Below are 19,828 nucleotides of genomic sequence, written 5' to 3' on the forward strand. Positions count from 1 at the left end.
CAGGCGGCGCGGAACAGCCAGGTAATGGACGATCGTACGAGAGGCAAGTTAGACCCCTCGGGAGACGCAGGCAACACACGAACTCCGGTCCGTTTGATATCATCGGAACATGATCATTGGAGAGATCGTCGCCGTCGCGTTGCGCGCGCTGGCGGCAAACAAGCTTCGATCCGTCCTCACGATGCTCGGCATCGTCATTGGTGTGGCTGCCGTCATCGCCATGTTGGCACTTGGCACGGGTGCGCGACGAGCCATCCAGACGCGCATCGCATCGCTCGGCACCACTCGTCTGTCGGTGAATCCCACCCGCGTCGTGCATGGCGGCGTCGAAACGAGCGACATCCACCACATCACGATGCAGGATGTGGACTTTCTCAAGCGCCGCTCGCGGCTGATCACGGCCATCCAGCCGCAACAGCATCGCGATCTCCAGGTCGAGTATCATGGCGCCAACACGTACGTGCAGATCACCGGCGCCACGCCCAACTTTCTCCAGGTGCAGAACTACCACATCGCGCTCGGACGCATGTTCAGCGACGATGACGGCCATGCGCGCCGCCGCGTCGCCGTGGTCGGCACGACCGTCCTGCGCGATCTCAACTTTCCCAACGCCAGCGACGTCCTGGGAAAAGAGATCCGGATCTCGGGGATCGGCTTCACGGTGATCGGTGTGCTCGCCTCGAAGGGAGAAGCGGCCGGCGGTTTCTTCGACCCCGATGATCAGGTGCTGATCCCTTTCAACACCGGGCGCTTCATCGTGTTCGACACGCCGTACCTGAACGACATCGACGTGTTGGCGCCGAGCGAAGCGGCCATTCCGCAGACGATGGCGGAATTGCAGCGGATCATGCGACGGGCCCATCGGCTTCGCCCGGGCGAATCCGATGATTTCCGCATCCACAGCCAGATGGATTTTCTGAGCGCGCTCAGCGACACGACGAAGATCTTCAGCTTGCTGCTCGCGGCGATCGCGAGCGTGAGCCTGCTCGTGGGCGGCGTGGGCATCATGAACATCATGCTCGTCTCGGTCACCGAGCGAACCCGCGAGATCGGCATCCGCAAGGCGTTAGGCGCAACGCAGCATCAGATCCTGCTGCAGTTCCTGATCGAGGCGGTCACGCTGTGCGCGCTCGGCGGCGTCATCGGCATCCTCGTCGGTGTCGGCGGCGCATCGGCGCTGAAGGATGTGATGCGGTGGAACGAGCAGGTGGTGCCGGCGACCGTCGGCGTCGCGTTCGTGTTCGCCGCGCTGGTCGGCATCATCTTCGGCGTCTGGCCGGCGCGCCGCGCGTCGCGCCTCGATCCGATCATCGCGCTGCGCTACGAGTGATCGGCGGCCACGCCGAACTCCGGGTCGCGGTTCTCGCACCACTGGCTCACGCTGTCCAACTGCGCCAGGTAGAGGGCAAACGGCACGAGCTGGGTGTCGCTGAAGTCCCCGCGCACGTACCAGTAGGCGGAGCGCGACACGAGCCACCCGCGGCGCATCAACCGCGGCCGCCGCAGGCCGGCCACGTAGGCCCCGGCCTCACGGAGCAGGCGGCGGTAGTACGGGGCGTCGGCGGGCGTTCCGTTAGGCGCACGCACGGGACGCAGCCCCGTCTCGGTATCGAACCGCAGGTACGCGTGCGCCGGATACGCGCGGCGGATCACATCGGGATGGAATCGCTTGTCGAGGAACATCTCAGCCGGCAGCGAGGCCAGGAGCTCGAACACCGCGGGATCCAGGTAGGGCGTCATCACGCGCCCAGCCGCGTTCCAGAGGCCGAACGGCACGAGCGCGATCTCCCGGCGCGTCCGATTCCAGAAGATGTACGAGCCGATCGGGTTCGGCGCATCGAGGTGCAGGCGCAGCTCCCGGGACACGCGCGTTATTGCAAGGTCGCGTGTCCACCGCGCCGCCATCGCGGGCGGCACCATGCGCAGCGCGCCCTCGTCCAGCATCAGCTGGGCCAATTCTTCGACGCGGCCCTCGCGCGCCAACGCCAGGTGGGACGCCTCCAGGCGGTGGCCGTTGGACAGCACGTCGCCGGCGATGCCATCCCAGATCGCGACGTCCTGCTCGGACAGGCGGTCGGCCAACGCCATGAACCACGCGTGCTCGTCGGCGCAGAAGTGTGTGAGCAGATTCTTGCGCAGCTCCGCCGAGATGCGCGAGGGCGTTTCGTCGATCAGCTCGTGGGTGACGCCCACGGCGCGCGCGATCTCCGTTGCCACGACCACGTCGCGCGTGCCGCGCGGCGGGTAGTTGCGCAGCGTTAGGCAGCGCTCGGGCGGATGCCCCGCCGCACACAGCTCGAACAGGATGTGGCGCGAGTCCCGGCCGCCGCTGAGCGGCACCACGTTGCGATGCACGCCGGGATCCGCGCGCCGCACCGCGTCGCGAAAAACGTCGATGAACGCATCGATCGCGGCTGAGCGCGTCAGGTCGGCGGCGTGGACCCGCGGATACGTCGCCTCGATCGACAGGATGCCGTCGTGCCACTCGAGGCGGCCGCCCGGCGGCAAGACGCGGATGTCTCGGAACGGCGTGTCCTCGCCCACAAAAAAGCCGATGCGGAGAAACACCGCCATGGCCGCGTCATCGATCGGCAGCGACCCGCCGATCGACATGAGCCTGACTAACGAGGGCGAGAGCGCGACGCCGTCGCGAAGCCGGCGCACGAACAGCGGCCGGAACCCATACCGCCCGGTGTGGGCGCGCAGGCGCTCGCCGTCCCACTGCCAGCCGGCGGCGCCGACCCCGCACGGCTGCTCGGCCGCGGACCACGCGACGTCGCCGCGCGCAATCGACGACCCGCGTCTCGATTCGACGATGAGACACGGCGCGTCGAGCACCCGGCTCGCGTCTAACGCAGTTCGATCGGGCGCGCGCAGACGGCGCACGTTCGTCCGCAGTGCAGTGACGCCGGCCGGCGGCGTGCGCCGCTCCGGTGATGCACTCGACCGACGAACGTCAGTCGTCGCCCAACGCGAAATGCCGGTGCTGCTGTTTGACTTTGTCAAAGTGGCTCAATAGGTTACGCGTCCACGCCGAAGTGGTGGAACTGGTAGACGCGCTGCGTTCAGGGCGCAGTGGGCGTAAGCCCGTGGGGGTTCGAGTCCCCCCTTCGGCATCACCAGCAAACGGGCGACTTTCGTCGCCCGTTTTGCATCATCGGGGCCCGTTTCGGACCGCCGAAGGAGCGACGTCTTCGGGAAGGTCGACGGATCCGAAGCGCTCGCGCAGCGCCGCGTTCCCGTCTGCCAAGTAGCGAGTCAGAATTTCGGACGCGTGCGCCACGTCCTCCGCACTCACCGCTTCCCTGCGCCCCGCGAACTCCAGAAGTGCGCGTCCCAGATGCCAGCCGCTGCCCTCTCCCTGACGATTGGATAGCGCTTCGCTATACGCCCGAAGGCGCTCGTTCAACTGATGCTCCGCAATCCGGAGTTTGCCCGGCGCCACGGCCTTGTCGCGCGCCAGCGCGCCAGCCAGTGCTCGGGCGACGACCGACGCCGTGCGGTCGTCCAATGCGTCGCGCTGCGCCGTCAACAACCCGAGCGCGCGCCGCGCGTATCGAAGCTCCCAACGCGCGTGGTCGACGTCTCCGCCAGTTCCGTGCTCAGCGAGCCAGGACACGTCGTCTTCTGCCGGCTCGAGGCCGAGGGTCGCGACGTACGCGTTAGCCTTTTCTCGGAGATCACGATCCCGACGCCAGTTGCGCCACATTGGCTCAATCGATCCGTTGGGCGGCGAGCAGGTTGCGAGGCGGTTAGACCTGCAGGACGGGAAGTCCGACTCGTTCGCGAACGGCGGGTTCGTCGTGCATCAGATCGGAGAGGTGCACGCCATCGAGGACCGCATCGATCTTTTGCTGGAGCAGCACCCACACGGGCCGGATGCTGCACGCGTGCGAGGCGGCGCACCGCTCGTCGTCGACCGGGTGCGAGACGCAGTGCAGATCGAATGTAGTGAGCTCCGAGGCCGCGATCACATCGCGGACGGAGATCTGATCGGCCGCGCGCGCGAGCGAATAGCCGCCGTGTGCGCCGCGCGTGCTCTTGACGATGTCGGCCCGGCGCAGCCGCAGCAGGATCTGCTCGACGTAATCGACCGGAAGCCGCTCGCGGGTGGCTATGTCACGACCGGTGACCGGACCGTCGTGCGCCCGTTGTGCCAGGTGCAGCGAACAGATCAGACCGTACTCCGCCCACGTCGTGATCCGCATGATCTCAGGATAGGGTTCGAGTGCGAGCGCGGCAAGCCCGATTTCTCGCCGCTATGTCACTTGCCGGGCACGCCGATCTCCGTCATGCGCCGCAGATCCAGAACGCGATCGATTTCCGCTTCCGGGAGCACGCCTTCCTTGCGCACGAGGTCCCGAATGAGCGTGTTTTCTTTCACCGATCGCTTGCTCAGCTCGGCCGCGCGCGCGTAGCCGATCTGCGGCGCCAGCGCCGTTGCCAGCGCCGCCGAGCGCTCCACCCAGAACGCGCACTGCTCCTCGTTCGCCATGATGCCGGACACGCACCGCTCGGCGAAGGCCGTCGTCGCGTTAGTCAAAATGATCATCGAGAAGAACAGGTTGTGTGCGATCACCGGCATCATCACGTTGAGCTCGAGCTGCCCGTGCTCGGCCGCCGCGCTCACGCAGGTGTCGTTGCCGATCACCTGAAAGCACACCTGATTCACCATCTCGGCGATGGACGGATTGACCTTGCCGGGCATGATCGACGATCCCGGCTGCACGGCCGGCATCACGATCTCGTCGAAGCCGGTGCGCGGACCGGACGCCAGCAGCCGCAGGTCGCTCGCGATCTTGCTGAGGTCGACGGCGAACGTCCGGAGCTGCGCGCTGAACGCCGCGACGTCGCCCATGCTCTGCATGAGCTGGATGCGATCCTCGCCTTCCCGCAAATCCAGGCCGGTGACCTTGCGCAGATGCCGGATCATGAGCGCGGGATATTGCGGCTCGACGTTCACGCCGGTGCCGACCGCGCTGCCCCCGATCCCGAGATCGCGCAGGAAGTCGCCGATGTCGCGCAGGCGGCGCGCGTTGCGCTCGATGGTCAGGCCGTAGGCGCGGAATTCCTGGCCTAACCGAATCGGCATCGCATCCTGGAGATGCGTGCGGCCGCTCTTGATCACATCGTCGAGCGCGCGTCCTTTCTCCAGGAAGCGGTCGCGCAAGCCCGCGAGCGCGGGCGCCAGATCCTTCAGGAGCGCGAGCGCGCCTAACCGAATGGCGGTCGGGATCACGTCGTTGGTCGACTGCGCCATGTTGACGTGGTCGTTCGGGTGCACGGGCGTGTAGGCGCCGCGCCGTCCGCCGAGCAGCTCGTTGGCGCGGTTGGCCAGCACTTCGTTCACGTTCATGTTGTGCGACGTGCCGGCGCCGGCCTGATAGACGTCGACGACGAACTGGTCGCGGTGCTGTCCGGCCAGCACCTCATCCGCGGCGGCGACGATCGCGTCCGCCAACCGCCCGTCGAGCCGGCCGGTCTCCCTGTGCGTGAGCGCCGCCGATCGCTTGATCCACACGACGGCGTCCACGAACATCGCCAGGGGCCGCAGGCCGCTGATCGGAAAGTTCTGCATCGCGCGCACGGTCTGTACGCCGTAGAGCGCGCTCTCGGGGACGGACAGCTCGCCGAGCGGGTCCTTCTCGGCGCGGGTGTGCTGGGTCATGGTTGGGACAATGGTGAATGGAGACACACACCGCGCCGGCGCCGGCCTAACGGAGCGGCGCCGGCGCGACGCGCGGTTACGGCGCGTCAGGCCGGTATTCGTTGTGCTGCGAAATGATGATCAGTCCGGCCGCGCCGTTGTTCTGCACCGTGCTCTGCCACCGATAGGAGCGCAGATTCCGCGGTCCCGGCAGCGCCTTGAGCCAGAGCCGCGCAACCGATTGCGGAACCGTGAGGACGCCGGTGTCTTCGTCGGAGCAATACATCTCGATCGGAATCGGATTGCCGGTGGCCGTCGCCGCGGTATCGAACTGCACGATGAATACTACCGCCGATCCCGGGCCGGCTGCCGGCTGCCACGAGATGTTGAACGAGTCGACCGGCGGATTCCGATTGATCGGATTCACCGTGTACGGCGCGGCTGTGGCGGCGGACGCTGCCACGGGTGGGAACGACGAGGGGCCGGTTGCCCCCGGCACCGTCACCGACACTTCGTTCCCGGGCGTGAACGGCATCGGCGACGCCGTCCCCAAATCGTACTGCCCTGTCGCGACCTGGGAGGTTCCGATGAATTGGGGGAACAAGCTCGCCGTTGCGCCGCCTGTCTGCACGATAATGGAGTCGCCGGCGTTCAGCGCCTGAAACCGGTCGTAGGGGAACGCTCCCGTGTCGGCAAGATAGGGAATTACGACGCACGAGTCCGCGACGTTCCTGCTGTCCGGTACGACCACGCCGGTGCCGTTGAAAAAGTGTGCGACCGGGAACAGGACCGTGTTGCTATCCGCATCCACGGTATCCGTCAACACCACGACGCCGAGCGGTCTCGTCGTGGGCAAGTCGGTGGACAACGAACAGGCGCCGAGCACGGCCACGCCGCAAAGGACAAGCAGACGAGAAAGTTGCATGGGTGGTCCTCCGAAAGCCTTCGTCAGAATGGAAGCGGGAAGAGGTGCTCGACTGAATGGTTACTCACGACTAACCGTTGACGCCAGACCAGCCCGCCACAACAGTACGATGGATGCCAGCGCGAGCAGCATGGCGACGCCAAGCGCGCCGACGGACAGCGAATGGAGTCGATCGAACGTCAGGCGGGAGGGGTCGGTTGGGGCGAGCGACTCGATCGGCGCGGCGAGCCGTGCGCTGAGCCGATCGATGCGCTGTACGGCGACGAATTGCCCCACGGCGCAGCACACCACGACACCCGCGGAACACAGATTGCGCGCGAGGCGCCCCCGATCCGCGGCGCTCGTGCCGCCGAGCCACAGCGCGATGAGCCCAGCGATCATTCCCCAGTAGAAAACGGCCGGCAGTGTCGCGCGAACGAGAGCGCCGGCCATCGATACATCGGGCAGCGCGCGAAACGCCGCGGGCGCCACGATCGCCGAAAAGAAGAGCGATGTGCCGAGCCACGCCGCGAGCACGAGCGCCGCGATGGTCACCGGCGTGTTCGAGCGACTCATGCGCCGCCCAGGATGCGCACCGTGCCGTTGAGGAACGGATTCGATTGCTTCTCGCGCCCGAGCGTCGTCGCGGGGCCGTGTCCGGAATACAAGATGGTGGAATCATCCAGGGCGCAGATGCGGTCGAGCGACCGCACGAGGTCGGCGGCGTTTGCTAACGGAAGGTCGGTGCGCCCGACGGAGCCCGCGAACAGGCAGTCGCCCACGAACGCCATGCCGTGGCCGTGGATCACGACGTGTCCGGGCGCGTGCCCCGGCGTGTCGATGACGGCAAACTCGTGCTTCCCCACGCGGACCGTGTCGCCCTCTCGGAGGGCCACATCTGGAGGCGGCGGCTGTTCGACCTCGAGGCCGAATGCGCGCCCCTGTTCGGCCGCCTCGTCGTAGAGCGGCGCGCCATCGGGGTGCGCGTACACCGGGACGTCCATCACGCGCTTGATACCGGCGATCGCACCGATGTGATCCACGTGCGGATGCGTCACCCAGATTGCGCGCAGCGTGGCGCCGGATTGGCGGACCGCGTGCAGAAGCCGATCGGGCTCGGCGCCGGGATCGACGAGCACGCATTCGCGCGCTCCGGTGCACACGACGAGATACGTATTTTCCTGGAACGGTCCGACGCGGATCGTCTCGACGCGCACGCCTAACGGGCTCCGACGGCGGCTGCCGGCGCGGCGGCTCCCCCGTCGCGCAGGGCCGCGAGATACTTCTCCGCCGCGATGGCCGCGGTCGTCGCGTCGCCCGCTGCCGTCGTGACCTGCCGCGTGAGCTGCGAGCGCAGGTCGCCCGCCACGAACAGGCCCGGGATGGAGCTCTGCATGTTGCCGTCCGTCACCACGTAGCCCGATGCGTCGTGTGCGAAGTGCTCGCCGATGATCCCCGTATTGGGACGAAAGCCCACGAACACGAACAGGCCGGTCACCGGCAGGTCCCGCGTCTCGTTCGTGTGCACGTTGCGCAGCACCAGGTTATCGACCAGGCCGTGCGTGTCGCCCTCGACGATCTCCACCACGGTGTCCCAGATGATTTCGATTTTCGGGTTCTCGAACACGCGCTGCTGGATGATCTTGGACGCGCGCAACTCGTGACGCCGGTGGATGAGGTAGACCTTCTCGGCGTACCGCGTGAGGAAATCGCTTTCCTCCGCGGCGGCGTCGCCGCCTCCCACGACGGCAATCGTGTGGCCCTTGAAGAACGCGCCGTCGCAGATGGCGCAGTACGACACGCCCTTCCCCGCATACTCCGCTTCCCCGGGCACGCCTAACTTGACCGGCGTGCCGCCCGCGGTGACGATCACCGCCGGCGACCGCTAGACGTCGCCGGCATCGGTGGCGGTTTCGAAGGTGCCGTCGGCCGCCCGATGCACGCCGTCCACCGTCACGCCTAACACAAGCTCCGCCCCGAATTTCCGGGTGTGCTCCTCGAGCTTCTGCGCCAGCTCCCAACCCTCGATGCGCTCGAAGCCGGGATAGTCTTCGATGAGCTCCGTGTTGAGCAGCTCGCCGCCGGCCGCGCCGCGCTCCAGAATCGCCGTGCGCAGCATCGCCCGTCCCGCGTACAACCCCGCCGTCAGACCCGCCGGTCCGGCCCCAACGATCACCACATCGTAGTCGTGTGTCTGACCCACCGCCATGCTCCTTCGATCACGGGTTGAGAGACCGCCGTTGGTCCTCTGCACTCCGAAAGATAAAGCGCCAGGAAGATCACCCCGTTCCTAGCGAATGTGCCGTCCGCCGTCGACGATGAGCAGGTCACCAGTCACGTAGTCGGCCTCGATCAAGTACAGCATCGCCTGCGCGACATCGGTCGGAGACCCCAGACGGCGCAACGGTGTGGACTGCTCGAGATGCGCCGCGTCGTCGGCGCTCCAGCTCTCGGGTAGCAACACGGCGCCCGGCGCGATCGCGTTCACGCGCACGCGCGGCGCGAGGATCCGCGCGAGCACGCGCGTCATGTGAATCACGCCGGCCTTCGAGATGCCGTGCGCGGCGTACGCAGGCCACGTCTCGATCCCCGCGAGATCGGCGAGATTCACGATCACGCCGCCGCGATCCGCCATCGCGCGCGCCGCGGCACGGGCACAGAAAAACGGGGCACGCAGATTGAGCGCGAACGTGTCGTCCCAGTCGTCGGGCGTCAGCTCCTCGAGCGAGCGCCGCGCCATGATCGCGGCCGAGTTGATGAGGATGTCGAGAGAGCCGAATCGCTGAACGACTTGGGCAATGAGGCGGTCCGGCGCGTCCGCCTTACGCAGATCAGACGAGAACGCCGCCGCTTCGATGCCGCGCGCGGCCAGCTCCTCGACCAGCGACGCGGCATCCTCCGGCGACTCGTGGTGATGGATGGCCAGGCGCGCGCCGCGATCGGCAAGGGCGAGAGCGAGCGCGCGACCCACTCGTCGCGCACCGCCGGTGACCAGCGCGACGCGTCCGTTCGGATCCATTCAACGCTCCAGCGCGGCGATCACGTCGCCCGGCGCGGGCGCGCCCCGAGCGGCAAACGCGATGCGTCCGTCGCGGCCAATGCCGTACACGGTGCGCTGAATGAGCCGGCCATCGGGTTTGAGGGCGCCGTACGCCCGGGCGATCTCGCGCGTCGGGTCGCTCAGCAACGGGAAGTTGAACATCATCTTGGCCGCGTAGCGCGCGTGCGCGTCCACGCTGGCGGGATTCACGCCTAACGGTTGGATACCGGCCTTGTGGAATGCGTTCAACTCATCGCGCACGGCGGAGAGTTGTTTGTTTCAGCCAGGGGTGTTGTTGCCCGGGTAGAACACGAGCACCACCGCCTGCGCGGCGATGAGCCGCGCCAGCGTGTACGTTTTCCCGTCGCTGGCCGGCGCCTCGAAGGGCGGCGCCGCATCGCCGACGGCGAGGAGCGCGGTGCTCATGCGACGTTCGCCGCCGAGGCACGCAAGCGGTCATCCTGCCGCACGAGCCACATCTCGGGCACGCGCATGACGCCGATCAGACGCGGCCCCGCCTTGGCGCCGTGCCAATCCGAGCCGCCGCTGGGCAGCAATCCCAGGTGCTCGGTGAGCGCGCTGAGGCGGGCGATGTCTTCGCTGGAATGACCCGGGTGCAGCACCTCGACTCCGTCGAGGCCGTCGCCGCGCAACGCTTCGAGGCGGGCGCGCGTGCCGCTTGGACCGGGGTGCGCCAGGACGGCGAGGCCGCCCGCGTCGTGCACGATGCCGATCGCTTCGCCTAACGTGAGCCGATATTTGGGCACGAACGCCGGACGCCCGTTGCCGAGCAACCGGTCGAAGGCGTCGCGGAGATCTTTGGCCCAACCGCCGGCGACGAGCGCGCGCGCCACGTGCGGCCGGCCGATCGCGGCGTCGCCGGCCTCGGCGAGCACGGCATCCACCGTCACGGGGATGCCTAACGCACGGAGGCGTTCCACGATGCGTCCGGCCCGCGCGCGCCGGGATTCGCGGAACACGGCGAGGTGCCGCTCGATCGCCTCGAGGCGCGTCAGGTGCAGGCCCAGCAGGTGCGCTTCCCCGTCGGCGTCGATGGCGCTCAGCTCGACGCCGGTCACGATGCGCACGCCAAGCCGGGCGCCGGCCTCACGCGCCGACGCGATGCCTCCCACGCTGTCGTGGTCGGTGAGCGCAATGGCCGCGAGATGGGCCGCGGCCGCCGCGCCGACCACGGCCTCAGGCGAGAGCGAGCCATCCGACGCCGTCGAATGCATGTGCAGATCCACACACCGGACGCCCGTGCCGGCGCCCGGTGCGATCGGCGTTCCGGTCACCGGCGGTACCCCGCCTCCGGCGACGTGGCGCTCTCCTGCGAGTGCGCGAAGAGTCGCGCCAGATCTGCGTCCGACAGCTCGGCCAACGAGCTGTCTCGCGACCGGGCGCCCTGCGGCGAGTAGCGCACCGTGCGCACGCGTCGCTCGGCCCCGTCGCCGGTGATGAACAGGAGCGCAAATTCATCTCGGTCATACTGCGTGACGCGCCCCGAGGGCATCACGTCCCAGCGCGCGCCGTCGATCGTGATTGTGCGAATGGGCATCGGTTAGTCCACGTCCACTTCTTCGTAGATGCGCACGGCTTCGGCCGGCTGCTCCGACGCGTCGGCGAGCGCCTGGGCAAGCGTTTTCGGATCGTCCGCCTCGATGAACTCGACGAACGCGCCGGTGAGATCGCTTTCCTCGAACACCCAGAACTTGCAGCCCGCGCCGACGAAATATTTTTGCCGGCTCTTCAGCTTCTGCAAGAACTTCTTTCGATCGGCGAGAGGAACGATCGAACGCCGCATGGTGAGCGCTCTGGCCACGGTCAGAATCCCGACTCGGGATACGTTTCGATGGTTTTCTTGACGTGCGCCAGGAACTGATCGGCAATGGCGCCGTCGATGATGCGGTGGTCGAACGAGATCGAGAAGTACGAACAGGTGCGAATCGCAATCACGTCTTCACCGTCCGGGCCGGTCATCACCTTCGGCCGCTTCTCGATCGTGCCGACACCGAGGATCGCGACCTGCGGCTGATTGATGATCGGCGTGCCCATGAGGGACCCAAACACGCCGGGATTCGTGATCGTGAACGTCCCGCCCTGCACCTCTTCCGGATTCAGCTTCTTGGCGCGCGCGCGTCCGGCAAGATCGTTGAGCGTGCGCGTGATGCCGGTGATCGAAAGGTCGTCCGCGTGCTTGATGACGGGCACGATGAGCCCCCAGTCGAGCGCGACGGCGACGCCGATGTTCACTTGCTTGCGGTAGATGATCGTGTCGTTGGCGACAGAGGCGTTCATCACCGGGAAGGCTTTGATGCCATCGACGACGGCTTTGATGATGAACGGCAGATACGTGAGCTTCTGACCGGTTGCGGCCTCGAAGTTCGCGCGGTGCTTGGCCCGCAAGCGCGCGACGCGCGTGAAGTCGATCTCCATGAACGACGTCACGTGGGCGGCGGTGCGGCGCGACAGGGCCATGTGCTCGCTGATGAGCGCGCGCATCTTGGACATGGGCTCGACGACATCGCCGGCTTCGGCGGTGGGTGTGGGCCACATGGTGCCTAACGACGCGGCGGCGGCCTGGCGCGGCGCGATCGGTGCGCTCGGGGCCGACGGTGCGGCGGGACGCGGCGCGGCGCCGCCCGCATCCAGGTATTGCATGATGTCCTTCTTCGTCACGCGGCCGGCGATGCCCGAGCCTCGCATGCCGGTGAGCTCGATGCCGTGCTCCGCGGCGATCTTGCGCACGAGCGGCGATGACTTGGTGCGCAGACGGTCCTCGAAGGAATTGCCGCCGCCGTTGCCAGCGTGCACCGGAACGCTTGGGGTCGCCGCAGACGGATGAGACAACTCGGCTGCCGCAGGCGTAGATTCGACAGCGGGGGGGGGCCCCGCGGCCGCACCCGCACCAGCCGATGGCGCCGCACCCGCGCCAACCAACGCCCCCTTCTCCGTCTCCAGACGCGCCACCACCGTCTGCACCGGAACCGTCTGACCCTCCTGCACCAAGATCTCCGCCAACACCCCCGCCGATGGCGCCGGAATCTCCGCGTCCACCTTGTCGGTCGAGATCTCGAAGATCGGCTCGTCGCGCTTCACCTCGTCGCCCACCTTCTTCAACCACTTCGAAAGCGTTCCCTCCGCGATCGACTCGCCCATCTGCGGCATGATCACATCGATGCGTGACACTGGCTCAGCTCCTCTTCGATTGTTTCAATCCCGTCCGAACGGCGCCGCCTGGGCGACGCCGAATACGCCACTGGACCAGGACCATCATCACGATTGCGCCGACGATGCCGCCGCCCAGAAAAAACGTGAACGTGTTGCACGACGGCAGGTCCGTCCCCGCTTTGCACCCCGTCACGGTATCGACGATCTGCGCCAACCCGACGCCAATCATCCCACCGCCAAAAAAGCTTCCCGGCAACAACAGACATCCGATCGCCAGGCGCGGCGGTCCCGTGCGCTCCCGACCCACCTCAGTATGCCGCGAGTTGACGCGCCACCGTCACGATGTCCGACGTCTGTGGCAGCACAAAATCCTCGAGCGGCGGTGAATACGGCAGCGGCACGTCCGCCGCGGTCACGCGAAGAATCGGTGCATCCAGCCACGCGAACGCGCGCTCGGTAATCCGCGCCGTCACTTCACCCGCGACGCCCCCGGTGCGCGTATCCTCGTGCACGATCATCACGCGATTCGTTTTCTTCACCGTCGCCATGATCGCTTCGTCATCCATCGGCAACAGCGAACGCAGATCGAGCACGTCCACCGACAACCCATCTTCCTTTTCCAACTGTTCGGCTGCCTCGAGCGCTTTCCAGACCGTAGCCGCGTACGTGATGATCGACAGATCCCTTCCCTCGCGCGCCAGGCGCGCCTTGCCGATCGGCACCACGTGGTCGCCGTTAGGCAGCTCCTCCTTGATTCGGCGGTACAGATACTTGTGCTCGAAGTACAGCACCGGGTCGTCGTCGCGAATCGCCGCCTTGAGCAGCCCGTACGCGTCGCTCGCCGTGGACGGATACACGATCTTGAGACCCGGCGTGTGCAGGAACGCCGCCTCGGGATTCTGCGAATGGAACGGCCCGCCGCGCACGTATCCGCCGCTCGGACCGCGGACGACGATCGGACACGGCAGGAAGGCGCGATAGCGCGCGGTCGCCACGTAGTTGGTGAGCATGTCGTACGCGCACGAGATGAAGTCGATGAACTGCATCTCGCACACCGGGCGCATGCCCATGTGCGCGGCTCCCGCCGCGGCGCCGACGATGGCCGCTTCGGAAATCGGCGTGTCGATCACCCGCGACTCGCCGTACTTCGCGAGCAGCCCATCCGTCACCTTGAACGCGCCGCCGTAGGCGCCGATGTCTTCGCCTAACACAAAGACGTTCGGGTCGCGGTCCATTTCCTCGAACAGCGCCTGGCGGATCGCTTCGAGATACGTCGTCTCAGCCATTGAAGGTCCCCCAGGCAGCCGGCCGTTCGTTCGCCGTCACGGCACTCGACACACCCTGCCGGTACCACGGCGCCTCGGCCGACGGCGGATTCGCGTATACCCCGACGAGCGCGTCACTCGGTTCGGGCATCGGCGACTGCTCGGCCAGGTCGGTGGCGGTGTCGATCTCGCGCTGCACGCGCGCGTCGATCTCCGTCAGCTCGCCGGCCGAGAGGCCCTCCGCACTCTCCAAGTACGCGACGTACCGGTCCACCGGATCGTTCGTCGACGCCCACCGCGCGATCTCCCCCTCGGGGACGTACGATTGGTTGTCGTGCTCCGCGTGTCCTTTGCGGCGATACGTGAGCAGTTCGATCAACGTCACACCCTCGCCGCGACGCGCACGGTCGACGGCGCGCTTGGTCACATCGTAGGTGGCCAGCACGTCGTTGCCATCCGCCTGCTCGCCCGGAATGCCGTACGCAAGCGCCTTGTCCTTGAACTCCGCCGCCGCCGTTTGCTTGGACGTCGGCGTCGAGTACGCGTAGCCGTTGTTCTCCACGACCACGACTAACGGACACCGTTGGACCGCGGCGAAATTGATGCCTTCGTGGAACGCGCCGGTGGACGTCGCCCCATCGCCGATGTACACGAGACCCACACGATCCTGTCCTCGCATCTTGAAGCTCAGTGTGACGCCGGCCATGACCGGCACCATGTCGCCCAGGTGCGAGATCTGGCCGATGAACCCGCGCTCGAGATCGCCGAAGTGGATGTTGAGCTCGCGGCCGCGCGTGGGCGAGTCGCCCTTGGCCATGTACTGTCGGATGATCTCGAGCGGCTGCGCGCCCTGCACCAGCATCGACCCGAGATTCCGGATGAGCGGCGAGAGGAAATCGCCCTTCGAGCGGTCGAGCGCGTAGGCGCTGCCCACGGCGTCCGCTTCCTGGCCTAACGAGCGGAACAGGCCGCCGATCACCTTGGTCTGCCGGTACAGATTCACCAGCCGCTCCTCGAGCGACCGCGTGAGGCGCATATAGTAGTAGAGCTCCAGCTTCTGCGCCCGGTCGAGTGCGGCCGACGGGGCCTGGGCCGCAGGGGTCACGGCGGTCGCGCGCGATCGGGCCGCGCTCCGCCCGCGCGACGAGGTGCGCGACGCCATCAGTACGCCGCCTCGAGCCGGTGCGCGGGATCGGCGCTCCGGTGCACCTTCACGAAGTACCGTTTGACGTTGCGGTCGAGCCGGCTCTCGCCCGGCTGGTCCGTCTCGGCGTCGATGAACGTGTAGTGGCCGCCTTCCGGTTTGACCTTGAGCGTCATCGTGCCTAACGCACCGGTGTACGACCGCGCGCGCTCCTGCACCGAACCCCGCGTCAGGCCCAACCGGGGGAAGTACTCATCAGCCAGGGCGAGCACGTCGGCCGGCGGAATGTGCGTCCGATGAAAATGGCGCATGGCGATCAGGGAATCTTCGAAGTGTCGGCGTCGACTTCCTGCATCCAGTCCGCCTGCTCGAGCGGATGCACGGAGTCGCGGCGGAATCGCAGGCCCATTGCCCAGTCCCCCGACGTCAGAAAGTTCAAGCGCTCGGCGTAGTAGGTCCCCACTTCAGGACCGGCCGTGAAGCTGTCCCACGTCTTCACGCCGTCACGGTTCTCGGCGTACAGAATGCCCTCGCCGCCTTGAATCGGTTGGTTCGTTTCCTTGTCGCGTACGACGACCTTGTAGCGAACCTTCTCCCTCGCCATTGGCGGAATCGGATCGCTCGAGATCACGAACGCATAGTGCTGCGTGAATGCGCGATAGTCCGTGGGCCGCTGCGTTGGACCGCACGCGGCGACGGCCGCTGCGGCAACCGCGCCCGCGAACACCGCCGCCAGACGCTTCACGACGCGTAGTACTCCATGCCTAAATGCGTGATCTGCTCTTCGCCCATCAGGTGACGCAGCGTGTTCTTGAGCTTCGTTTGCTGGATGAACAGATCGTGCTCCGGCTGCAGGCCCGGCGCGGCCATCGGACTCTTGAAATAGAATGACAGCCATTCCTGAATCCCCTTCAACCCCGCCCGCTGCGCAAAGTCCATGAACAGGGCGAGGTCGAGCACGATCGGCGCCGCGAGAATCGAGTCGCGGCACAGGAAGTTCACTTTGATCTGCATGGGGTAGCCCAGCCACCCCTTGATGTCGATGTTGTCCCAGCCTTCCTTGTTGTCGCCGCGCGGCGGGTAGTAGTTGATCCGCACCACGTGCGAGAAATCCTTGTACAACTCCGGATACTGCTCCGGCTGCAGGATGGTGTGCAGCACGCTGAGCTTCGACTCCTCCTTCGTCTTGAACGACGCGGGATCGTCGAGCACCTCTCCATCGCGATTGCCGAGGATGTTGGTGGAGTACCAGCCTAACAGGCCTAACATGCGCGCCTTGAGCGCCGGCGCGATCACCGTTTTCAGCCACGTCTGGCCGGTCTTGAAGTCCTTGCCCGAGATCGGCACGCCGCGCTCGTTCGCCAGCTGCATCAACGCCGGCGCATCGACGGCCAGGTTGGGCGCGCCGTTCGCGAACGGGACGCCTTCCATGATCGAGGCCCACGCGTACAGCATCGCGGGCGAAATCGCATCGTCGTTGCGCTCCATCGCCTTCTCGAACTGCTCCAGCGTCGCGTGCTGCGAGCCGGCCTTGATGTACGTCTCGGTCGACGCACACCAGACCATCACCAGCCGGTCGAGCTTGTGCTTCGCTTTGAAGTCACGCACGTCCTGCCGCAGCTGCTCCGCGAGATCGCGCTTCGTCTTGCCCTTCTTCACGTTCGTGCCGTTGATGCGCGTCACGTACCGGTTCTCGAACACCGCCGGCATCGGGGTGATCGCGCTCAGGAAGTCGGCGATCGGCGCGATGTGATGCTCCTCGAGCACCCCGGCCTTGCGCGCCGCCGTGAGCGCGTCGTCCGGGATCGGATCCCAGGCGCCGAACACGAGATCGTCGAGCGCGGCCAGCGGCACGAACTCCTTGATGAGCGGCGCGCGATTTTCGGTGCGCTTGCCTAACCGGATCGTCGCCATCTGCGTCAGCGAGCCGATCGGTTGCGACAGCCCGCGCCGCACGCTCTCGGTCCCCGCCATGAACGTGGTGGCAACGGCGCCGAGGCCCGGCGTGAGCACTCCGAGACGACCGGTTGCCGGTCGAGGGACTGGCCGGTTCCCGGCCGATGCGGAACCCTGCACGAACTATTCTCCTTTGGCGATGACGCGCTGTGCGGATGACGCGCTGCGACGCTTGGCAGCGCTTGCCTCGCTCAGCGCACGAACGGAAGGCGGATCCGACTCGTCACGGCGCACCGCCGCGTGTACGGCGGCTATGCGCTGGGCGGCAGTGATCCACGAGGTGACAGTCAACAGAACGATGATTGCAATGAGAACGAGCCCGCCCAACGCGAGCCCGAAGAACGCCTGCGGCGCCGACAACAACACCACGCGCTCCGGACGCTGCAGCCAGCCGACGTGCACATCGACGCCCAACGACGCCGCCCGCGCGCGTGTGTACGACGTCACGAACGTTCCGATCAAACCGAGCACGCACACCACCACCATGCCCGTCCCCACCCAGCCCGGCCGCGTCGAGAAAAACACGGCCAACCCCCCCAGCACGAACCCATCCGCTACCCGGTCCAGCGTCGAATCATAGAAAGCGCCGAACGGCGAGCTCTGGTTGGTGCGTCGAGCCACCATCCCGTCGAGCACGTCGAACAGCGCCGTCAAACCCAAAAACCAACCCCCAGTCCGAATGTGGCCCGTGCCGTAGATGATCCCTCCGGCTACCGAGCACAGCGTTCCGACCGTGGTAATGGTGTTCGGCCGAACCCCACGACGGACCAGCCACTCAGCAACGGGATTGATGAGGGCCAGATATCCGCGCGTCAGCCAATCGGGCAGTAGTCTCATTCGGCGGCCGTGCGCACCGCCTGTACCTTCATGCGCCGAACCAACACCAACCGTTGCCTCGCCCGGTCGCACACAGGCACATGCGCAACGGGCCGGAGTCTCGCTCCGGCCCGGAAATTAGCCGCCGTAAAAGCGCCGAGCAACCTTTACGGCACTTGCCAGGTGTAGGAAGACGTGAGCGTCACATCGTCGCGCGTGTACGTGTGCGTCCCGTCCGCCGTGCGTGCCTTGAGTGACACGGTGGCCCCGCTGACCACGGCGGGCACGCTCAGCGCCGACGTGCTGTTCCCCGCAACCTGTCCCGCAAGCACGTCCGATCCGCCGGTCGTGACATACACGTTCACCGGCTGCGCCAGGTTGTTCGTGACGTGGAAGGTCACGGCGGTTGCCGTCGCAGGCGCGGGCGCCGTGTTCACCTTCACACTGCGATGACAGCCAACGAGTGCGACGCCCAGAATGAGCGTCACCAGTGCTCTCTTCATTGCGTATCTCCTCTCGATAGAAACGAGGGCGGATGACGTGCCGCGAGCCGACGACGACCCGCGCCGCGTCCGGGAGAATATCCCGCTTCACCCGCTATGCACAATGGAGGCCCAATCGTTGAGCTAGCGATAGAGCTGATACTTCCTCGAGGCTTCCTCGAACCGGATTGTGGCCGCCAGCGATGCGTCGATGAGACTGTCCGGGTCGGCACCCGACAACAGCGCGACGCGCGCCGACGGCTGCCCGAAGAGCAGATCGAACGATTCCGGCCGAATTCGCAGTGAATCCCGGTCGACCCGGGCCACTGCCCAGATGATGGCCGCACCCAGCCGCGACGTCTGGATCCGATCCCGGTCAGTGATCACGATTTTGATCCCGTTCACCGTTTTGCCGCCGTACTTCTGATCGGTGGGGTGCTCGGGAGTAAATCGCGCCACCTCGAACTTGACGCCGTCCAGATTCCGATCCGCGAGCAGATCGACGACGCGCTTCGCGTTCAACCACGGCGCGCCGAATTGTTGAAACGCGTCAGGCGTGCCCCGCCCAACGGAAAGGTTGGTCGACTCGAGCCACACGGTGCCCGGATATAACGTTGCGCTGGCCAGGGACGGCATGTTGGGCGACGGCTTGATCCACGGGAGTCCGGTCTGATCGAACCACTCGTCGCGATGCCAGCCGGACATCGGGATCACGTGCAGATCCGCGTGCAATCCGAGCGTGTCGTCGTAGAAGCGCGCGAGCTCGCCCATGGTGAGTCCATGGCGCATCGGAATCGGAAAGAGCGCCGTGGGGTGCGCCGGGCGGGCCGCCGATCCGGTCCCCGCGAATGCAACCGAGCTGTCGAGCACCGGACCTTCGACGTGCATGCCGGTAATCGGGTTGGGTCGATCGAGCACGATCACCGACACGTGATGCTGGGCGGCCGCCCGCATCGCATAGACCATCGACGCGACGTAGGTCCAGTCTCGTGCACCCAGATCCTGCAGGTCGATGACGAGCGCGTCGAGACGGTCGAGCAGCGAGTCCGGAGGCGCGAGCACGGTCTGGCCGTACAGCGAATAAATCGGAAGCCCCGTGCGCGCATCGCGACCATTCGCCAGATTGCTGCGATCTTCGGTGCCGCGGATCCCGTGCTCGGGTGAGAGTAGCGCGACGAGCTTCGGAGCGGGCGCGGTCTCCGTTCCCGACTTCGACGCCCGATACAAGAGGTCGATGTCGCTCGTCCCGTGTTCATCGACACCGGATTGGTTGGTCAGTAAGCCGATGCGTTTTCCGGCGAGCAGCGATGCGCTGTCCCGCAGCAGCACAGTGATCCCCGGCTCGACGTGTGTGTGACGCGGTTGCCCCATTCCACTCACGCACGCGAGCGCCATCACGATCG

23 protein-coding genes, 1 tRNA gene and 1 pseudogene are annotated in these 19,828 nt (G+C 66.5%); 2 read left to right on the forward strand and 23 right to left on the reverse strand.

Annotated elements, in window-relative coordinates; all coding sequences use genetic code 11:
• Window positions 1-109: 109 nt before the first annotated feature.
• Complete coding sequence (locus VFW04_06380; GenBank protein ID HEX5178937.1) at window positions 110-1,330, forward strand: ABC transporter permease; 1,221 nt, start codon at window positions 110-112, stop codon at window positions 1,328-1,330.
• Here VFW04_06380 and VFW04_06385 read toward each other — a convergent pair.
• Complete coding sequence (locus VFW04_06385; GenBank protein HEX5178938.1) at window positions 1,321-2,886, reverse strand: hypothetical protein; 1,566 nt, start codon at window positions 2,884-2,886, stop codon at window positions 1,321-1,323. The two genes, VFW04_06380 and VFW04_06385, sit on opposite strands and share 10 nt — an antisense overlap.
• A gap of 146 nt (window positions 2,887-3,032) precedes the next feature.
• Here VFW04_06385 and VFW04_06390 point away from each other — a divergent pair.
• Window positions 3,033-3,116, forward strand: a tRNA-Leu gene (locus tag VFW04_06390).
• Window positions 3,117-3,154: 38 nt separating this feature from the next.
• Here the strand turns inward: VFW04_06390 and VFW04_06395 are convergent.
• The 22 genes and pseudogenes from VFW04_06395 to VFW04_06500 all read right to left on the reverse strand — a co-directional run bounded on the left by VFW04_06395 (window position 3,155) and on the right by VFW04_06500 (window position 19,796).
• Entirely contained in the window at window positions 3,155-3,709 is a 555-nt protein-coding gene (locus VFW04_06395; protein ID HEX5178939.1) for a hypothetical protein, read from the reverse strand.
• Between the two features lie 43 nt (window positions 3,710-3,752).
• Window positions 3,753-4,208, reverse strand: coding sequence for an Rrf2 family transcriptional regulator (locus tag VFW04_06400; protein ID HEX5178940.1), 456 nt, complete (start codon window positions 4,206-4,208; stop codon window positions 3,753-3,755).
• A 56-nt stretch (window positions 4,209-4,264) separates the two neighbouring features.
• Window positions 4,265-5,668, reverse strand: coding sequence for an aspartate ammonia-lyase (locus VFW04_06405; GenBank protein ID HEX5178941.1), 1,404 nt, complete (start codon window positions 5,666-5,668; stop codon window positions 4,265-4,267).
• A gap of 76 nt (window positions 5,669-5,744) precedes the next feature.
• Window positions 5,745-6,572: a hypothetical protein gene (locus VFW04_06410; GenBank protein HEX5178942.1), complete on the reverse strand. Its 828-nt coding sequence runs from the start codon at window positions 6,570-6,572 to the stop codon at window positions 5,745-5,747.
• Window positions 6,573-6,632: 60 nt separating this feature from the next.
• Complete coding sequence (locus VFW04_06415; protein HEX5178943.1) at window positions 6,633-7,127, reverse strand: DUF4149 domain-containing protein; 495 nt, start codon at window positions 7,125-7,127, stop codon at window positions 6,633-6,635.
• Entirely contained in the window at window positions 7,124-7,768 is a 645-nt protein-coding gene (locus tag VFW04_06420) for an MBL fold metallo-hydrolase (protein HEX5178944.1), read from the reverse strand. The genes VFW04_06415 and VFW04_06420 overlap by 4 nt, the downstream gene beginning before the upstream one ends.
• A 2-nt stretch (window positions 7,769-7,770) precedes the next feature.
• Window positions 7,771-8,760 (reverse strand): annotated as a pseudogene (locus VFW04_06425) (FAD-dependent oxidoreductase).
• Window positions 8,761-8,841: 81 nt separating this feature from the next.
• Complete coding sequence (locus VFW04_06430) at window positions 8,842-9,570, reverse strand: SDR family oxidoreductase (protein HEX5178945.1); 729 nt, start codon at window positions 9,568-9,570, stop codon at window positions 8,842-8,844.
• Window positions 9,571-10,017 (reverse strand): peroxiredoxin, encoded by a 447-nt coding sequence (locus VFW04_06435; GenBank protein HEX5178946.1) that lies wholly within the window; start codon window positions 10,015-10,017, stop codon window positions 9,571-9,573.
• Complete coding sequence (locus VFW04_06440) at window positions 10,014-10,886, reverse strand: PHP domain-containing protein (protein ID HEX5178947.1); 873 nt, start codon at window positions 10,884-10,886, stop codon at window positions 10,014-10,016. Before VFW04_06440 ends, VFW04_06435 begins: the two co-directional genes overlap by 4 nt.
• Window positions 10,883-11,149: a hypothetical protein gene (locus VFW04_06445; protein ID HEX5178948.1), complete on the reverse strand. Its 267-nt coding sequence runs from the start codon at window positions 11,147-11,149 to the stop codon at window positions 10,883-10,885. Before VFW04_06445 ends, VFW04_06440 begins: the two co-directional genes overlap by 4 nt.
• 3 nt (window positions 11,150-11,152) lie before the next feature.
• Window positions 11,153-11,413, reverse strand: a complete 261-nt coding sequence (locus VFW04_06450) for a hypothetical protein (GenBank protein HEX5178949.1) — start codon at window positions 11,411-11,413, stop codon at window positions 11,153-11,155.
• A gap of 2 nt (window positions 11,414-11,415) precedes the next feature.
• A complete protein-coding gene (locus VFW04_06455) occupies window positions 11,416-12,780 on the reverse strand; it encodes a dihydrolipoamide acetyltransferase family protein (GenBank protein HEX5178950.1) in 1,365 nt (454 codons plus the stop codon).
• A 4-nt stretch (window positions 12,781-12,784) separates the two neighbouring features.
• Window positions 12,785-13,069, reverse strand: a complete 285-nt coding sequence (locus VFW04_06460) for a hypothetical protein (GenBank protein ID HEX5178951.1) — start codon at window positions 13,067-13,069, stop codon at window positions 12,785-12,787.
• Between the two features lies 1 nt (window position 13,070).
• The gene (locus VFW04_06465) at window positions 13,071-14,048 is read right to left on the reverse strand and encodes an alpha-ketoacid dehydrogenase subunit beta (GenBank protein HEX5178952.1); all 978 of its coding nucleotides are present in this window, start codon (window positions 14,046-14,048) and stop codon (window positions 13,071-13,073) included.
• Window positions 14,041-15,189, reverse strand: a complete 1,149-nt coding sequence (locus VFW04_06470) for a thiamine pyrophosphate-dependent dehydrogenase E1 component subunit alpha (GenBank protein ID HEX5178953.1) — start codon at window positions 15,187-15,189, stop codon at window positions 14,041-14,043. The genes VFW04_06465 and VFW04_06470 overlap by 8 nt, the downstream gene beginning before the upstream one ends.
• Window positions 15,189-15,482, reverse strand: a complete 294-nt coding sequence (locus VFW04_06475) for a hypothetical protein (GenBank protein HEX5178954.1) — start codon at window positions 15,480-15,482, stop codon at window positions 15,189-15,191. The genes VFW04_06470 and VFW04_06475 overlap by 1 nt, the downstream gene beginning before the upstream one ends.
• A 5-nt stretch (window positions 15,483-15,487) precedes the next feature.
• Complete coding sequence (locus tag VFW04_06480; protein ID HEX5178955.1) at window positions 15,488-15,916, reverse strand: hypothetical protein; 429 nt, start codon at window positions 15,914-15,916, stop codon at window positions 15,488-15,490.
• Entirely contained in the window at window positions 15,913-17,184 is a 1,272-nt protein-coding gene (locus tag VFW04_06485; GenBank protein ID HEX5178956.1) for an inositol-3-phosphate synthase, read from the reverse strand. Before VFW04_06485 ends, VFW04_06480 begins: the two co-directional genes overlap by 4 nt.
• Window positions 17,185-17,250: 66 nt before the next feature.
• The gene (locus VFW04_06490; GenBank protein HEX5178957.1) at window positions 17,251-17,964 is read right to left on the reverse strand and encodes a CDP-alcohol phosphatidyltransferase family protein; all 714 of its coding nucleotides are present in this window, start codon (window positions 17,962-17,964) and stop codon (window positions 17,251-17,253) included.
• A 146-nt stretch (window positions 17,965-18,110) separates the two neighbouring features.
• Window positions 18,111-18,446: a hypothetical protein gene (locus VFW04_06495; GenBank protein ID HEX5178958.1), complete on the reverse strand. Its 336-nt coding sequence runs from the start codon at window positions 18,444-18,446 to the stop codon at window positions 18,111-18,113.
• Between the two features lie 123 nt (window positions 18,447-18,569).
• Window positions 18,570-19,796: a DUF1343 domain-containing protein gene (locus VFW04_06500; GenBank protein ID HEX5178959.1), complete on the reverse strand. Its 1,227-nt coding sequence runs from the start codon at window positions 19,794-19,796 to the stop codon at window positions 18,570-18,572.
• Window positions 19,797-19,828 lie beyond the last annotated feature (32 nt).

It is taken from the genome of Gemmatimonadaceae bacterium (assembly GCA_036273715.1).
In the GTDB taxonomy this organism is placed as follows: domain Bacteria; phylum Gemmatimonadota; class Gemmatimonadetes; order Gemmatimonadales; family Gemmatimonadaceae; genus JADGGM01.

What these genes read in the sequence shown, in the direction of transcription:
- VFW04_06380 (HEX5178937.1), top strand. Translation starts at nt 110, where the DNA reads ATGATCATTGGAGAGATCGTCGCCGTCGCGTTGCGCGCGCTGGCGGCA.
- VFW04_06395 (HEX5178939.1), bottom strand. Translation starts at nt 3,709, where the DNA reads ATGTGGCGCAACTGGCGTCGGGATCGTGATCTCCGAGAAAAGGCTAAC.
- VFW04_06400 (HEX5178940.1), bottom strand. Translation starts at nt 4,208, where the DNA reads ATGCGGATCACGACGTGGGCGGAGTACGGTCTGATCTGTTCGCTGCAC.
- VFW04_06405 (HEX5178941.1), bottom strand. Translation starts at nt 5,668, where the DNA reads ATGACCCAGCACACCCGCGCCGAGAAGGACCCGCTCGGCGAGCTGTCC.
- VFW04_06410 (HEX5178942.1), bottom strand. Translation starts at nt 6,572, where the DNA reads ATGCAACTTTCTCGTCTGCTTGTCCTTTGCGGCGTGGCCGTGCTCGGC.
- VFW04_06415 (HEX5178943.1), bottom strand. Translation starts at nt 7,127, where the DNA reads ATGAGTCGCTCGAACACGCCGGTGACCATCGCGGCGCTCGTGCTCGCG.
- VFW04_06430 (HEX5178945.1), bottom strand. Translation starts at nt 9,570, where the DNA reads ATGGATCCGAACGGACGCGTCGCGCTGGTCACCGGCGGTGCGCGACGA.
- VFW04_06445 (HEX5178948.1), bottom strand. Translation starts at nt 11,149, where the DNA reads ATGCCCATTCGCACAATCACGATCGACGGCGCGCGCTGGGACGTGATG.
- VFW04_06465 (HEX5178952.1), bottom strand. Translation starts at nt 14,048, where the DNA reads ATGGCTGAGACGACGTATCTCGAAGCGATCCGCCAGGCGCTGTTCGAG.
- VFW04_06470 (HEX5178953.1), bottom strand. Translation starts at nt 15,189, where the DNA reads ATGGCGTCGCGCACCTCGTCGCGCGGGCGGAGCGCGGCCCGATCGCGC.
- VFW04_06475 (HEX5178954.1), bottom strand. Translation starts at nt 15,482, where the DNA reads ATGCGCCATTTTCATCGGACGCACATTCCGCCGGCCGACGTGCTCGCC.
- VFW04_06490 (HEX5178957.1), bottom strand. Translation starts at nt 17,964, where the DNA reads ATGAGACTACTGCCCGATTGGCTGACGCGCGGATATCTGGCCCTCATC.
- VFW04_06495 (HEX5178958.1), bottom strand. Translation starts at nt 18,446, where the DNA reads ATGAAGAGAGCACTGGTGACGCTCATTCTGGGCGTCGCACTCGTTGGC.
- VFW04_06500 (HEX5178959.1), bottom strand. Translation starts at nt 19,796, where the DNA reads ATGGGGCAACCGCGTCACACACACGTCGAGCCGGGGATCACTGTGCTG.